Origin of the sequence: Pseudomonas sp. Pseusp3, assembly GCF_047304225.1 — a bacterium.
Taxonomy (GTDB): domain Bacteria; phylum Pseudomonadota; class Gammaproteobacteria; order Pseudomonadales; family Pseudomonadaceae; genus Aquipseudomonas; species Aquipseudomonas fluorescens_CD.
Genome location: NZ_JBGLYV010000129.1, coordinates 1 through 14,403, shown reverse-complemented (window position 1 = coordinate 14,403; position 14,403 = coordinate 1). Strand labels below are relative to the sequence as shown.

The 14,403-nt window shown below is 61.8% G+C and carries 15 protein-coding genes; 8 read left to right on the top strand and 7 right to left on the bottom strand.

The window, feature by feature from the left end:
• The 3 genes from ACCD00_RS27485 to ACCD00_RS27475 form a co-directional block, all read right to left on the bottom strand.
• A partial coding sequence (locus ACCD00_RS27485) for a DUF2063 domain-containing protein (protein WP_413428418.1) occupies nt 1-655 on the bottom strand: 655 nt, incomplete at its 3' end.
• Nucleotides 648-1,490, bottom strand: a complete 843-nt coding sequence (locus ACCD00_RS27480) for a DUF692 domain-containing protein (RefSeq protein WP_413428417.1) — start codon at nt 1,488-1,490, stop codon at nt 648-650. The genes ACCD00_RS27480 and ACCD00_RS27485, both read right to left, overlap by 8 nt.
• A 170-nt stretch (nt 1,491-1,660) precedes the next feature.
• Nucleotides 1,661-2,995, bottom strand: coding sequence for an acetamidase/formamidase family protein (locus tag ACCD00_RS27475; RefSeq protein WP_413428416.1), 1,335 nt, complete (start codon nt 2,993-2,995; stop codon nt 1,661-1,663).
• A 410-nt stretch (nt 2,996-3,405) separates the two neighbouring features.
• On the opposite strand from ACCD00_RS27475, the gene ACCD00_RS27470 reads away from it, so the two are divergent.
• On the top strand, nt 3,406-4,452 hold the full coding sequence (locus tag ACCD00_RS27470; protein ID WP_413428415.1) for a class I SAM-dependent methyltransferase: 1,047 nt from the start codon (nt 3,406-3,408) through the stop codon (nt 4,450-4,452).
• Between the two features lie 135 nt (nt 4,453-4,587).
• Nucleotides 4,588-5,430, top strand: a complete 843-nt coding sequence (locus tag ACCD00_RS27465; protein ID WP_413428413.1) for an NAD-dependent protein deacetylase — start codon at nt 4,588-4,590, stop codon at nt 5,428-5,430.
• A gap of 34 nt (nt 5,431-5,464) precedes the next feature.
• Here ACCD00_RS27465 and ACCD00_RS27460 read toward each other — a convergent pair whose 3' ends face one another.
• Nucleotides 5,465-6,361: a LysR substrate-binding domain-containing protein gene (locus ACCD00_RS27460; protein ID WP_413428412.1), complete on the bottom strand. Its 897-nt coding sequence runs from the start codon at nt 6,359-6,361 to the stop codon at nt 5,465-5,467.
• Nucleotides 6,362-6,535: 174 nt separating this feature from the next.
• Between ACCD00_RS27460 and ACCD00_RS27455 the strand changes: the two genes are divergently transcribed.
• The 3 genes from ACCD00_RS27455 to ACCD00_RS27445 are packed head-to-tail and all read left to right on the top strand — an operon-like array spanning nt 6,536 to nt 9,129.
• On the top strand, nt 6,536-7,234 hold the full coding sequence (locus ACCD00_RS27455; protein ID WP_046816298.1) for a CoA transferase subunit A: 699 nt from the start codon (nt 6,536-6,538) through the stop codon (nt 7,232-7,234).
• Nucleotides 7,235-7,270: 36 nt separating this feature from the next.
• Nucleotides 7,271-7,936: a CoA transferase subunit B gene (locus ACCD00_RS27450; RefSeq protein WP_057399619.1), complete on the top strand. Its 666-nt coding sequence runs from the start codon at nt 7,271-7,273 to the stop codon at nt 7,934-7,936.
• 11 nt (nt 7,937-7,947) lie between these two features.
• Complete coding sequence (locus ACCD00_RS27445; protein ID WP_413428410.1) at nt 7,948-9,129, top strand: acetyl-CoA C-acetyltransferase; 1,182 nt, start codon at nt 7,948-7,950, stop codon at nt 9,127-9,129.
• A gap of 195 nt (nt 9,130-9,324) precedes the next feature.
• On the opposite strand, the gene ACCD00_RS27440 is transcribed toward ACCD00_RS27445, so the two are convergent.
• Complete coding sequence (locus ACCD00_RS27440) at nt 9,325-9,855, bottom strand: chalcone isomerase family protein (protein ID WP_413428409.1); 531 nt, start codon at nt 9,853-9,855, stop codon at nt 9,325-9,327.
• 168 nt (nt 9,856-10,023) lie between these two features.
• Between ACCD00_RS27440 and ACCD00_RS27435 the strand changes: the two genes are divergently transcribed.
• The 3 genes from ACCD00_RS27435 (at nt 10,024) to ACCD00_RS27425 (ending at nt 12,263) form a co-directional block, all read left to right on the top strand.
• Nucleotides 10,024-10,830 (top strand): hypothetical protein, encoded by an 807-nt coding sequence (locus tag ACCD00_RS27435; protein WP_413428419.1) that lies wholly within the window; start codon nt 10,024-10,026, stop codon nt 10,828-10,830.
• 97 nt (nt 10,831-10,927) lie between these two features.
• Nucleotides 10,928-11,599 carry a glutathione S-transferase family protein gene (locus ACCD00_RS27430; RefSeq protein ID WP_413428408.1) on the top strand — a complete coding sequence of 224 codons (672 nt, stop codon included), beginning with the start codon at nt 10,928-10,930 and terminating at the stop codon, nt 11,597-11,599.
• Nucleotides 11,600-11,693: 94 nt separating this feature from the next.
• Entirely contained in the window at nt 11,694-12,263 is a 570-nt protein-coding gene (locus tag ACCD00_RS27425; protein WP_413428407.1) for a hypothetical protein, read from the top strand.
• A 3-nt stretch (nt 12,264-12,266) separates the two neighbouring features.
• On the opposite strand, the gene ACCD00_RS27420 is transcribed toward ACCD00_RS27425, so the two are convergent.
• Together ACCD00_RS27420 and ACCD00_RS27415 are read right to left on the bottom strand one after the other, a co-directional pair.
• The gene (locus ACCD00_RS27420; RefSeq protein ID WP_413428406.1) at nt 12,267-12,983 is read right to left on the bottom strand and encodes an alpha/beta hydrolase; all 717 of its coding nucleotides are present in this window, start codon (nt 12,981-12,983) and stop codon (nt 12,267-12,269) included.
• Between the two features lie 211 nt (nt 12,984-13,194).
• Nucleotides 13,195-14,307, bottom strand: a complete 1,113-nt coding sequence (locus ACCD00_RS27415) for a succinylglutamate desuccinylase/aspartoacylase family protein (protein WP_413428405.1) — start codon at nt 14,305-14,307, stop codon at nt 13,195-13,197.
• Nucleotides 14,308-14,403: the final 96 nt, after the last annotated feature.

The window sequence follows — 14,403 nt, the reverse complement described above, 5'->3', positions numbered from 1 at the left end:
CCCCCTGCAACTGCGCCCCCCCGGTCAACTCCGGAAACTCAACAATCCGCTGCAACAACCGCCACGCCAACGGACTCAACCCGGAAAACCTCACACTCCAGTCCTCAGCCCGACGCACCAGCAAAAACGTCGGCTGATCAGGTAACGCATCCGGCTGAAAATCGGGCCCCAACAACTGCACCGGCCAGGCATACGCCAACGGCCAGGCCAGCGGCGACACCTGCAAAGGCCGATCCAGCAACAACGCCGCATCACCACCAACCAGCGGCTGCGCATCGGACTGTTGCAACACCATTTCCACCCACTCGTAATGCGCCAGCTCCACCATGAACGGCGGCCACGCCCCATCGCTCAATGCCTCAGGCCCGCTCGCGAGAAACTCGACAAACTCCTCAGCGATTTCACCAAATTTCGGTGTGCGGGCCCGGTAGTCCCGCAAAAAGATCCGCACCAGCGAACCCCAGCGTTCATTGCCGATAATCTTCACCAACACCGGAAAGGTGCCACTGAGCAGCGAAGACAGGTTGGCGAACACCAGATCGCGGTAAACCTGTGCCCGCGCCGGGTCCATACCGGTGGGTGGCGCGTTGTGTTCAGGGTCGCGCAGGTACAGGCCCATCGTGGTTTGCTGATGCAAGAGACCCGACTTATCCACGGCTCACGCCCTCCTGTTGCAAACGGCGAATGGTCTGCAATTCCGCCACCAGTTCGGCGAATGCCGGAAAATTGAAATCGCGCTCCAGCAAGGTCGGTTGCGCACCGAACCGGGCATACGCCTGGGCCAGCAACGACCACACCGCCGGTTTTACCGAAGCACCATGGGTGTCGATCTTCAAGGTATCGGACTCGTCGAAATGCCCGGCAATGTGCATGGCCACCACCCGCCCCGAATCGATTCCGGCGAGAAATTCCTGGGGATCGAAACCGTGGTTGATCGAATTGACGTAGACATTGTTGACGTCCAGCAGCAGGTCGCAATCGGCCTCACGCAACACCGCATTGGTGAAGGTCACCTCGTCCATGTCCTGTCGGGGAGCGGCGTAATAGGAAACGTTTTCCACCGCCAGACGCCGACCCAGGATGTCCTGGGACTGACGAATCCGCGCGGCGACGTGGTGCACCGCTTCTTCAGTAAACGGCAGCGGCAACAGGTCGTACAGGTGGCCGTCATCGCTGCAATAGCTCAAATGCTCGCTGTACAGCGGCACGTTGTAGTGATCGAGAAAACCCCGGACTTCCTGCAAGAACCCGACGTCCAGCGGCGACGGTCCGCCCAGGGACAGGGACAGGCCGTGACAGGACAACGGATAACGCTCGGCCAGTGCCCGCAACGCCGCACCATGGGCGCCGCCGATGCCGATCCAGTTTTCCGGGGCGACTTCCAGAAAGTCGAAATCGCCTGTCGGTGCAGCCTGGAGGTCTTTGAGTAAACCGCGACGCAGGCCAAGCCCTGCGCTGGCCTTGGCTACAGGGGGAATGGATGTCTGCATGATATCGATCTCAAACGGTGTCTGGGGTGCGAGCACCGAATGGATGCTCGCCGTCAGACACAGTTAATCGAAGGGGTGTATCGGGCCTGTGTTCACTTGTGCCGGAAAATGCCAGCGTCTGTATCGCCGGCAAGTCCATACACACTGTGGTACAAACCCGCCATTGGCTGTCAGGCCAGATCGTATTTCTCACGCACCAGATGGCCGATGCCCATGCGATCGAGCACCGCCATCGGGCACAGGAACGTCACGCGCACAGTGCCCGGCAGGCGACTGATGTCGATCGAGCCGGTGATAGTGGCGCGGTTGAGGACTTCGTCATAAGGCAGGCCGGTGACGGAAGCGGCGCGTTGCAGGCCGTTTTCCACCGCCAGATTGAGGTTCTCGCCGCTGCCGATGAAGGTGATCGGCCCGCTCTGTTCGATCTCGTGCTGGCCCCAACGCTCACCCAGTTCACGGACTTTTGCCCTTTGTCCGGCGCTCATTGGCCGCGCCATCGGCGGCAAGTCATCCAGGTTTTGCAACAGGATCGGCCCCTCCAGGGTCAGGTTCTTCACCACTTCCACCACCACTTCGGTTTCCCCGGAGCAATCGGTGGCGTGTCCGGCGATTTCGCCGTTGCCCTGCTGGGCATGCATGTCACCCATGTACACCCCGGCACCGGGAACTTTCACCGGGCAAATCAGTACGCAGCCTTCGCGGATCGAGTTGGTGTCCATGTGGCCGTCGGTTTTCGCCGCGTGCAGTTCTTCGCGGGTCATGCCGAAACGGTGCGGCGCATTGATCAGGTACTGGCCGAAGTCGGCGCAGTTGTGGGAGTCGGGCAAGTCCCGGGATGGCAGGGTACCGATGTTGCCGAGAAACGGCCGCATGTGAGCCGCAACGCCGGGGATGTCGGCACGGGCCAGGGACAGGATCGAATGCTGGGCAGCGAACTCCGGCAGTGCCGACATTTCCGAAGCGTTACCCGCCAGACGATTGGCGATGTCCTGATTGACCGTCAGACTGACCTGGTTCTGCGCATCGAACACGATCACATAACCGTGGCTGAAACGAAACGCGCTGACCTCGGCACCACAGTGGTTGCAGCGAATGGCCTCGGCGCCGATGCCTTCGACATGGCTGGCGGGATGATCGGTGCCACAGGTGGAGCAGAATTTCGAGACGAACGGATCGCCGTTGTACCGCCCCTCGACAAATTTCATGACCCCGGACGAAGTCGCCAGCGACGTCACGCGCATGCTTTTGATCTTGATGGCCACCGCATCACCGATTTGCGCCCCGGCGATCGCCACCGGTTGCGTCACTTCATGCCCGCCCTCGAAGGCTGGCGTGATCATTGGCCCCCAACAGCCCGGTGGTGTACCGGTGATCAGCGTGCCGCCGTCGGCCAATGGCCCGAGCATCGGCTGGCTTGGGCCGATGATGCCATTGGTGTAGTGATCGACCCGCAGGCGATCCACGGGTGTGACGTTGGGATCGGGTTGAGACACAAGCGTTGTCATGGAAATCCCCTTGACCGCATCAGGCGCGGAACAGAGTCAGGAGCGTACGACCGTCGGTTGCGACGGCCAGGGAAAGAGTTTTGGCCGCCACGCAATAGCGGCGCCAAAACGGCCTTCACAGTTCATCGCAGGTTTGTATCGGGTCTGTGTTCGGCTGGTGCCTGAAGTTGCGCGGGACTGTATCGAAAGGCGGGTGAGATACAGTGAGATACATCCCCCCTACAGAGTCATGTGCCCGCAGGGAAAACGTCGCTTTCGTCGCGCCAGACCGCGCAGTACAAGGCCCGAACTAAACTGTATGCACACAGGACCCGCTTGGTGCCCTGCACATTCCCACGACCACCGCCCAGCGGCGAGCGCCTCGCCAGATAATGCCCCTGGACCGTGATCCCGTTGAAGGAGCACACGTGATGGACGAGGCCAGACTCAACGATTTCATGGGCAAACTGGTGAACGACATGGGCGGCGCGGCGATGCTCGCCAACGTCATCCTCGGCGAAGAGCTCGGCCTGTACCGGGCGATGGCCGACAGTCAGCCAATCACCCCCGAAACCCTTGCCGCGAAAACCGGCTGCAACACCCGCCTGCTGCGCGAATGGCTCAGCGCCCATGCCGCCTCCGGCTACATGGAACACCACGACGGCCAGTTCCGCCTGCCCGAAGAGCAAGCCATGGCCTTGGCCATCGAAGACTCACCGGTCTATATCGCCGGGGGCATCGGTGTCGTCGCGTCGTTTTTCCACGACAAGGACAAGCTGGTCAACGCCATGCGCGGCAACGGCGCCCTGCCTTGGGGAGAACACCATCCGTGCATGTTCAGCGGAACCGAACGCTTCTTCCGCCCAGGTTACAAAGCCCATTTGGTCGCCGAATGGTTGCCGGCCCTCGACGGCGTGGTGGCCAAACTGGAAGCCGGGGCCAAAGTGGCGGACATCGGCTGCGGCCATGGCGCCTCGACGGTGATCATGGCCCAGGCGTTTGCGGATTCGCGATTCGTCGGCTTCGACTACCACGCGCCCTCCATTACCGTCGCCACCCAAAGGGCCGAAGAAGGCGGTGTGTCCGGTCGGGCCCGGTTCTTCCAGGGCACGGCCAAAAGCTACCCCGGCAACGACTACGACCTGATCTGCTACTTCGACTGCCTGCACGACATGGGCGACCCGGTGGGCGCGGCCAGACATGCTTATGAATCGCTGAAAGACGACGGCACGGTGCTGCTGGTCGAGCCCTACGCCAACGACTTGCTCGACGACAACGTCAACCCGGTCGGACGCCTGTTCTACGCCGCCTCGACGTTTATTTGCACGCCGAACTCGCTGTCCCAGGAAGTCGGCCTCGGCCTCGGCGCCCAGGCCGGCGAAGCGCGGTTGCGCAAAGTGTTTACAGAGGCTGGTTTCACGCGCTTTCGCCGGGCCACCGAAACGCCGTTCAACCTGATTCTGGAGGCGCGTAAATAAACACCCCCCGCCATCTCTGTAGGTGTAGGAGCGAGCTTGCTCGCGATAAACGCGATCACGCCGCGGGGTGTCAGGATTACAGTGTTATCGTTGACGACCATCGCGAGCGAGCTCGCTCCTACAGGCCTGCACAACATGTTCGACAACCTGATCCACGAACAGCTCGATCGCCTCCACCGGCTCATGGCCGACGCGCCGTTCGCGGTCCTGACCGGGGCTGGCATCAGCACGCCCTCGGGCATCCCGGATTATCGCGACAACCAGGGCGTGCGCCGTGGCCGGCAGCCGATGATGTACCAGGAGTTTCTCTCTGCAGCGCAATCCCGGCGACGCTATTGGGCGCGGGCGATGCTCGGCTGGCCACGGGTGCGTCAGGCGCAGCCGAACGTGGCCCACGACACACTGGCCAGTCTGCAAGGCACGCGCCAGATCAGCGGGTTGATCACCCAGAACGTCGACACCCTGCACGACCAGGCCGGCAGCCATGACGTGATCGAACTCCACGGCAGTTTGCACCGGGTGTTGTGCCTGGATTGCGGCCGGCGCAGCGAGCGCGATTCGATCCAGCGCTTGATGGAAACACAGAACCCGTACCTGGCCGGCGTCGACGCAGTACAGGCGCCGGACGGCGACACCTTGCTCGACCCGGCTTTCGAGGCACGCTTCCAGGTCCCGCACTGCCAGCATTGCGCCGGGGAACGGATGAAGCCGGATGTAGTGTTTTTTGGCGAAAACGTCGCACAGGCCACGGCGGCCAGGGCGATGGCCACCGTCGAGCAGGCTGCCGGGCTGTTGGTGGTCGGCTCGTCGTTGATGGCCTATTCGGCGTTTCGCTTGTGCCGGGCGGTGGTGGATCAGGGCAAGCCGTTGATTGCGATCAACCTGGGCAAGACCCGGGCAGACGAGATGCTGGATGTGAAGATCGAGGGGTCGTGCGAGCAGCTTTTACCGCTGCTGGCCGAACGACTCAACAACTGACAAGACCCAATCCCACAGGGGCATTTTGATTTGTTCATGTAAGTTGGTGACTGAAATTTTCCGCTTTCAGCACATCAAACATCGCCTGCGCCGCCGCCGACAGCTCTCCCCCCGGCAATGTCAGCACCCCAAGTGCCCGCTCCACTACCGGGTCACGCAACGTGATGCAACGCGCGCCCAGCTCACGCATTTGCCCGGCACACAAGGCCGGCACCGCGCTTACGCCCAGGCCACTGGCGACCATGCGCCCGACCGTCGCCAGTTGATGGCTTTCAAACTCCACCGGCAGCTTCATGCCGCGGGCCTGCAAGTGCTCTTCCAACATTACCCGCACGGTGGAAGGTCGCTGCAAGGTAATGAACGGGTCCTTGAGCAGGGTCTGCCAATCGATGTCATCCAGCCCGGCCAGCGCCGAATCCAGGGGCACCACCGCGACGAAACGGTCGATGTACAACGGCGTGAATTGCAGCGACGAACTCTGCGTCGGCTCGAACGCCACCCCCAGTTCCACCTGCCGATCCCGGACCATTTCCAGCACCTGCTCGTTGATCACATCGTTGACCGTGACGTTGACGTTCGGATAGCGGGCGCGGAATGTCTTGAGGATCGGCGGCAGCAGATTGCCGGCGAACGATGGCATGGCCGCCAGGGTCACGCGGCCGCGTTGCAGGGTGAAGCGCTGGCGCATCTCGTCCTCGGCATTGTCCCAGTCAGCAATCAGCCGGCGCGCCAACGGCAGCAGGGATTCGCCTTCGGCGGTCAGCGCGACGTTACGGGTGTTGCGGGTGAACAGCCGCCCGCCCAGGCCCTCCTCCAGCGCCTTGATGGTCAGGCTCAGGGCCGACTGCGACAGGTGCAGGCGCTCGCAGGCCACGGCGAAACTCAGGCTCTGGGCCACGGCCAGGAAGGCGCGGATCTGCTTGATGGTCATCTCGCTACGCTCAAGTTGTAAGCTGCTAGCTTCAAGCTGCAAGTTTAGAGCAGCGGTTTGTTGAGTTTTATCTATCAATCAACCTTAAAAATCAACTTAACAAATGAATCAAGCAGCGCGACACTCAACTCCATTCGGCTAGCCAGCCGCCCACAAAGAATAAAAGAGGTGCATATGGCAGGTTTCGACAAGCGCGTGAGTTCCTATGAGGAAGCTCTGGCAGGTCTTGAAGACGGCATGACCGTGATCGCCGGCGGCTTCGGCCTGTGCGGGATTCCGGAGAACCTGATCAACGAGATCAAGCGCAAGGGCACTCGCGACCTCACGGTAGTTTCCAACAACTGCGGCGTCGACGGTTTCGGCCTGGGCGTACTGCTGACCGACCGCCAGATCAGCAAGGTGGTGGCCTCCTACGTCGGCGAAAACAAGCTGTTCGAAGAGCAACTGCTCAAGGGCGAAATCGAAGTCATCCTGACCCCGCAAGGCACCCTCGCGGAAAAAATGCGCGCAGGCGGCGCCGGCATTCCGGCCTTCTTCACCGCCACCGGCGTCGGCACTCCGGTCGCAGAAGGCAAGGAAGTCCGCGAATTCCATGGCCGCAAGTACCTGATGGAAGAGTCCATCACCGGCGACTTCGCCATCGTCAAAGGCTGGAAAGCCGACCATTTCGGTAACGTGATCTATCGCCACACCGCGCAGAACTTCAATCCGCTGGCCGCCACCGCCGGCAAGATCACCGTGGTCGAAGTCGAAGAAATCGTCGAACCCGGCGAGCTGGACCCGGCGCAGATCCACACCCCTGGCATCTACGTCGACCGGATCATCTGCGGCACGTTCGAGAAGCGCATCGAACAGCGCACCGTGCGTAAGTGATCCCCTGCCCCCGGACCGAATGAAGGAATAACAACAATGGCACTTTCCCGCGAACAAATGGCTCAACGCGTCGCCCGCGAAATGCAGGACGGCTTCTACGTGAACCTGGGCATCGGCATTCCGACCCTGGTCGCCAACTACATCCCCGAAGGCATGGAAGTCATGCTGCAGTCGGAAAACGGCCTGCTGGGCATGGGTCCCTTTCCTACTGAAGAAACCATCGATGCCGACATGATCAACGCCGGCAAACAAACCGTGACCGCACGTATCGGTGCTTCGATTTTTTCCTCGGCCGAGTCCTTCGCGATGATCCGCGGCGGTCATGTCGACCTGACCGTGCTGGGCGCCTTTGAAGTGGACGTGCAAGGCAACATCGCCTCGTGGATGATCCCCGGCAAACTGGTCAAGGGCATGGGCGGCGCGATGGACCTGGTGGCCGGCGCAGACAACATCATCGTCATCATGACCCATGCGTCCAAGGACGGTGAATCCAAGCTGCTGTCCCAATGCAGCCTGCCGCTGACCGGCGCCGGGTGCATCAAGCGCGTGCTGACTGACCTGGCTTACCTGGAAATCGAAAACGGTGCGTTCATCCTGAAAGAACGTGCGCCGGGTGTCAGCGTCGAAGAGATCGTCGCCAAGACTGCCGGTAAACTGATCGTGCCGGACCATGTACCGGAAATGCAGTTCGCTGCCCAGTGAGGAATCATTCCATGCAAGAAGTCGTCATTGTTGCCGCCACGCGCACCGCGATCGGCAGCTTCCAGGGTTCCCTGGCCAATGTCTCCGCCGTCGAACTGGGTGCCGCGGTAATCCGCCAGCTGCTGGCCCAGACCGGCCTGGACCCGGCGCAAGTCGATGAAGTGATCATGGGCCAGGTGCTGACCGCCGGCGCCGGGCAGAACCCTGCGCGCCAGGCAGCCATCAAGGCCGGCCTGCCCTTCGCCGTACCGGCCATGACCTTGAACAAGGTCTGCGGCTCGGGCCTCAAGGCCCTGCACCTGGGCGCCCAGGCGATTCGCTGCGGCGATGCCGAGGTGATCATCGCCGGTGGCCAGGAAAACATGAGCCTGGCCAACTACGTCATGCCAGGTGCCCGCACCGGCCTGCGCATGGGCCACGCGCAAATCGTCGACACCATGATCAGCGATGGCCTGTGGGATGCGTTCAACGACTACCACATGGGCATCACCGCCGAGAACCTGGCCGAGAAATACAGCCTGAGCCGCGAGCAGCAGGACGCGTTCGCCGCCGCCTCGCAGCAGAAAGCCGTGGCCGCCATCGAAGCCGGGCGTTTCGTTGACGAAATCACACCGATCCTGATCCCGCAGCGCAAGGGCGATCCACTGCCCTTCGCCACCGACGAGCAGCCACGGACCGGCACTACCGCCGACTCCCTGGGCAAGCTCAAGCCGGCCTTCAAGAAGGATGGTTCGGTGACAGCCGGCAACGCTTCGTCACTGAACGACGGTGCCGCTGCGGTGATCCTGATGAGCGCCGACAAAGCCAAGGCCCTCGGCCTGCCGGTACTGGCGAAAATCGCTGCCTACGCCAACGCGGGTGTCGATCCGGCAATCATGGGCATCGGCCCGGTATCGGCCACTCGCCGCTGCCTGGACAAGGCAGGCTGGTCCATCGACCAGCTTGAGCTGGTTGAAGCCAACGAAGCCTTCGCCGCACAATCCCTGGCCGTGGCCAAGGACCTGGAGTGGGACTTGAACAAGGTCAACGTCAACGGCGGCGCCATCGCCTTGGGTCACCCGATCGGTGCCTCGGGTTGCCGTGTGCTGGTGACGCTGCTGCATGAAATGCTCAAGCGTGACGCCAAAAAAGGCCTCGCCACCCTGTGTATCGGTGGTGGTCAGGGCGTGGCGCTGGCGCTCGAGCGGGCGTAAGCCAACAGCGTTCAACAGACGGCACGGGGACCCACGAAGAACCGTCGCCGCCTGGAAAAACACCCGGTGTGACGCAAGTTGCACCGGGTTCTTTTTTGCCCGCGTGTTTATCAGAGGTCACAAATCCCCTGTGGGAGCGGGCTTGCCCGCGAAGGGGCCAGATCCGTCACCCCAAAAATCGCAGAATCAACAGGCTCAGGGCACCACACCCAGCAACTGCTGGCGCAGCTCGGGGTTGTTGGTTCGCGGATCGAGCCAGATGGCAAAAAATGCCTGGGCGAATTGCAGGTCCGTCACTTCACGCAACAACTGCTGGCCGAGGAAAAACCGCGCGCCCTGCCCTGGCAGATAGACACAGGTCAGCCGCGTGCCAGCCTGCACATCGACGAACGACTGTTGCATCTGCGCCTGCCAGGACGCCAGTTGCCCGGCACTGATCGCGGTACCGGCGAGCCGCTTGATTTCCCTGACACTGGCGCTTACCAGGTCATCACGGGAAATGCTGCGCTGGTAGATCAACTCCAGGGCAAACGGCTGATCGTTCGCCAAGGGCCGCGACGTACTCCAGAGCCGCGCGCTGTAGACATCGAAGCCGTACTTGCGAAACTCGCCACTGCCGAGGACTTGCGCGCCGGGCAGCGATTCCTGCCAATTGGCCAGGGCCTGACAGCTCAGCAAAACAAGTAGCCACAGGCCATGGCGCAGCAGCGATCGTTGATGGTTCATGGCGGGTTGGCCTCTTTGTGGATGCCCGGATAAGTCGTAGGCGCAAAAGACCCTTCCGTACAAATTTCGAACGAGCCTTATTTTTGTATACAAAACTCGCACACACATAAAGCAATCTACCCGACGCAATGTTACCGTTGCCACCTCACACAGGTCGGAGACGTGCGCGTGTTGATTCTCAAACTGCTGGTGATCCCAGGCTTCCTGCTGCTGATTTCCCTGGCTGGCAAACGCTGGGGGCCGAGCGTGGCCGGCTGGTTATCGGGGTTGCCGGTGGTAGTCGGGCCGATTCTGTTGTTCCTCGCCCTTGAACAAGGCCAGGCGTTCGCTGCGCAATCGGCCACCGCTGCGCTGTCGGCCATGTTCGCGATGATTGCGTTTTGCGTGACCTACGCCCAGGTCGCACAACGGGCCGGATGGCCGCTGGCGTTGATGGTCTCACTGTCGGTCTGGGCGGTGGTGGCAATTGTGCTGTCGCTGATCCCGACATCCCTGGTGTTTTCGGTGTGCGCCGCCGCCAGCGCGCTGCTCGCCGCACCCTACCTGTTCCCAACCGTGCAACCGGTGCCCAGTGGTCCTGTGCCGAAATCCGACAAGCTCCTGCTGCGCATGGTGGCCGGTGCATTGCTCACGCTGGTCGTGACGCTGCTGGCCAGCACCGTCGGCGACCGCTGGAGCGGCGTGCTGGCGGTGTTCCCGGTATTGGGCAGCGTCATGGCGGTGTTCTCCCAGCAAACCCGTGGCCCGGCCTTTACCGCCGCATTGCTGCGCGCCACCGCCACCGGCATGTACTCGTTCGCCGCCTTCTGCCTGGTGTTGGCGCTGGCGTTGCCGACGATGGGAATGAACGCTTTTGTCCTGGGCATCGCCGTGTCGGTGGCCATGCTGGGTGTGACCAAACGCTTGCTGGCACGGCCCGTGGGCCCGACGACGGACGCTGAAGGAACCGTCAAAGCACCGAAACCCGTTCGATAGTTTTGCACGACTAGAACAATAACCCTGCACGTCAATCGAACGGGTATGCTTCAACATCAGCCTCAGTTCCAACCCCTACCCGACTGAGGCCTGCACCATGAAATTCTTTTTCCACCCTTCGCCGAACCCGATGAAAGTTGCCCTGCTGCTCGAAGAGCTGCAAACGCCTTACGAATTGATCGGCGTCGACACCTTCAAGGGCGAGCAACACCAACCGGCCTTTCTGGCGATCAACCCGAACGCCAAGGTACCCGCACTGGTTGATGGCGATGCCAGCGTGTTCGACTCCCAGGCGATCCTGCTGCACCTGGCGCAGAAACATCAGCGCTTCCTGCCCACGTCCATTGCCGGCCAGGCCGAAATGCTCTCGTGGCTGATGTTCATCGGCACCGGCCTGTCGCCGTTCTCCGGCCAGGCGGTGCACTTCCTGCACCACGCACCGGAAGATCTGCCTTACGCGAAAAACCGCTATTTGAAGGAAGTCGAACGCCACTACCGCATCCTCGACGAGCGCCTGGCCCGGCTTCAGTACCTGGCTGGCGACACCTACAGCATCGCCGACATGGCCCTGTGGGGCTGGGCCAACTACGCGCCCTACATCCTCGGCGAGAGCGGTCTGGCGGCGTACCCGAACGTCAAGCGCCTGTACGATGAAATCAGCGCCCGCCCAGCCGCCCTGCGCGCCCACGGCCTGAAAGAGAAACTGGTGCTCAAGGCCGAATTCGACGAAGAAACCCGTCGCAACCTGTTCCCGCAAAACCAGGTGTAAGCACAAAGCGACCGCTCGTTAGCGCACACTGGAATGCAGCACAACCTCCGTGGGATGATCGCGCCCCACCGCGCGCCCATCCCTGGAGATTCCGATGTCATTGTTGAGTAAAAAAGCCCTTGTCCTGCTACTGGCCGCGGCTACCGGCCTGGGGGCTTTGAATGCGCAGGCCGCCAAGGCCACTTCCAGCGATAACGCGCCCGCCCAACAAGTCTCGATGCTCGGCGGCAAGTTCACGTTCAACCTGCCCAAGGGTTTCATCGCCAACCCGCTGCCCGCCAACCCGGGCGGTGCGACGGGCACCCTGTACAGCAACGCGACGACCAAGACCGTGGTCATAGCCGCGGAAAACAACCTGCCCGATGGCATCAGTGTCAAAGACAACGACGGCCAGTTCCTCGACAGCACCGTGGCCGACTTCGATTCGGCGCAACACACATCCCTGCCCGACTACAACAAACTGAGCGAGAAGTCCCTGACCCGGAAAAGCGGATTGGGCCTGCGCCAGGTCGACGGCACCGCCACACAGGGCGGCGGCATGACCCTTACCACCACGCTGATGGCGGCATCCGGCACCCGCATGACGGTAATCCAGGTGATCTCCCGTCCCGGCGACATGGCGGCCCACGAAACCCTGATCAAACAGATCGTCAGCGGAAAATGAGGCTCAGGGGTTCAAGCGCTGCAACCAGGCGCTCAAGTCCTGTATCTCCTCGGCGCTGATGTTATGGCCGACACCGGGGTAGCCGTGAAACTCGGGTTCGAGTGACACGCTCTGCAACAGGCTGTTGGCTTCCGTGCCGTCGCTGTAGGGAAGGCGTTTGTCCTGCTCGCCATGACCGATGAAAATCGCCAGCGACTGGCGTTTTTCATCCGGTGTGAGCTCGGCCTTGAGCACCGGCAGAACCCGCCCGCTCAACGCAGCGATCCCGCCAAGCGCCTCGGGATGCCGCAGGCCCACTTCGTAGGACATGATCGCGCCCTGGCTGAAGCCGACCAGGAACACCTTCTCGGGTTCGGTGTGATATTTCTTCGTGGCCTGTGCGACAAAATCCAGCAGCACCTGGCCACTGGACTTCAGATCATCGGTCTCACCGTTGTAGGCCCCTTCGCCCTTCTTGCGAAACCACTGATAGCTGCCCGCCTCCATCACCAAAGGTGCCCGCACCGACAGGTAGGTGTAGGACGCAGGCAAGTCATCCTTGATGCCGAACAGATCCTGCTCGTTACTGCCGTAACCGTGGAGGAAAATCACCAGGGGTTGATGGTTCGAATCGGCATTGGCCTGCTCCAGGTACTTGAGCGGCAAGTCGGTTTGCAGCGGGGTTTGGGCGTGAACGACAGTGGATGCCAACAGCGTGAGCAGCGCGAGAATCTTCAACATGGGTCTTCCTTCACGGAATGCAGGATTCGGGGAAGAGCCTAACACTGAGAATCAGACAGGAACATCTCGGGTGTGTCTGATGCCGCCTTCGCGAGCAAGCCCGCTCCCACACTGGATCGTCGTTGCACACCTATTCTGTGTTCACTGAAGATCCAGTGTGGGAGCGGGCTTGCTCGCGAAGAGGCCCGAACAGTCGGCAAAAATTCCCGGATCAGTCGTTGATCAACTTCCCCACCCGAATCGGCTCGCGCCCGGCGACTTTCGCCTGCCAGGTGCCGGGCTGGGTGTAGCGCCCACGGTCGATGGCAAACAGCACACCGCTGGTACCGGCCTGCACGGTGGTGACCTTGTCGTTCAACGGATCGACCACCTCGAACAGCGCATCGCCCTTCTCCACCCATTCCCCGGCTTCACGCAAGAAACTGACCACGCCGTGGTGCGGTGCGAACAGGTATTGGGTGCCTTCGAACGGCATGCCTTCACAGCATTCGTCCGGTGCCGCCGGCCAGCTGCCGGAGATGAAGCCCTGCTCGGCGAGGAACCCGAGAATGGCCTCGCAATTGGCCTGGGCCTGGTCGACGCGGGTATCACCCATGCTGCCCAGCTCCAGCGTGGTCGCCAGGTTCGCCGGTGGAATCGCCGCCGCCGGGAACGCCCTGGCCAGACGCAACCATGGCGAAGAACAGGACTCATCGAACGAGCTGCCGCCGGAGTCTTCGCACAACAACGCCACGCCAGCCTTCAAGCGCGCCGCCAGGGATTGCCATTGTGGCCAGTGCTGCGGCAAGGCGTAGAGGTGAATCGCAGCAATGAAATCGCAATGCAGGTCGAGGGTGATGTCGGCGTCGCAGGCATGGCGCAGCAACAGGCGGTGCATCGCTTCGAGCTGCGATGTCGCTGCCGGCAAGTCGCCGAGGACCTGGCCCATGGTCTGGCGAATCAGCGCGATGTTGGCCTGGGCATCGTTGCCGAGGCGATCACCGATCAACTCGGCCACCGGCACACTGAGCTCAACGAACGAGCGGTTGAAGTTCTTGCCGCTGCCCAGCTCGAAACGCCCCATGTGGCTGCCTTGCAGGTGCTGATCGAGGCCAATGGGATTGGCCACCGGCACCAGTTCGATCACACCGTTCAATTGTCCCTGTCGTTCAAGTTCGGCCAGGCGTTTCTTCAACTCCCAGGCCGTGCGCATGCCCGGCAGTTCGTCAGCGTGCAGGCTGGCCTGGATGTACACCTTGCGCGGGCCCGCGCCATAACGGAACACGCTGAGGGTGCGCTCTGTGCCCAGGTGGCTCCAGGGAAGCTGGTGGTCGATGCGTTGCATAGGGGGAACTCCTGATGTCAGAACGGCGAGATCACCTGTGGGAGCGGGCTTGCTCGCGAAGGCGTCGGTACATTCAACATCGATGTTGCCTGACAC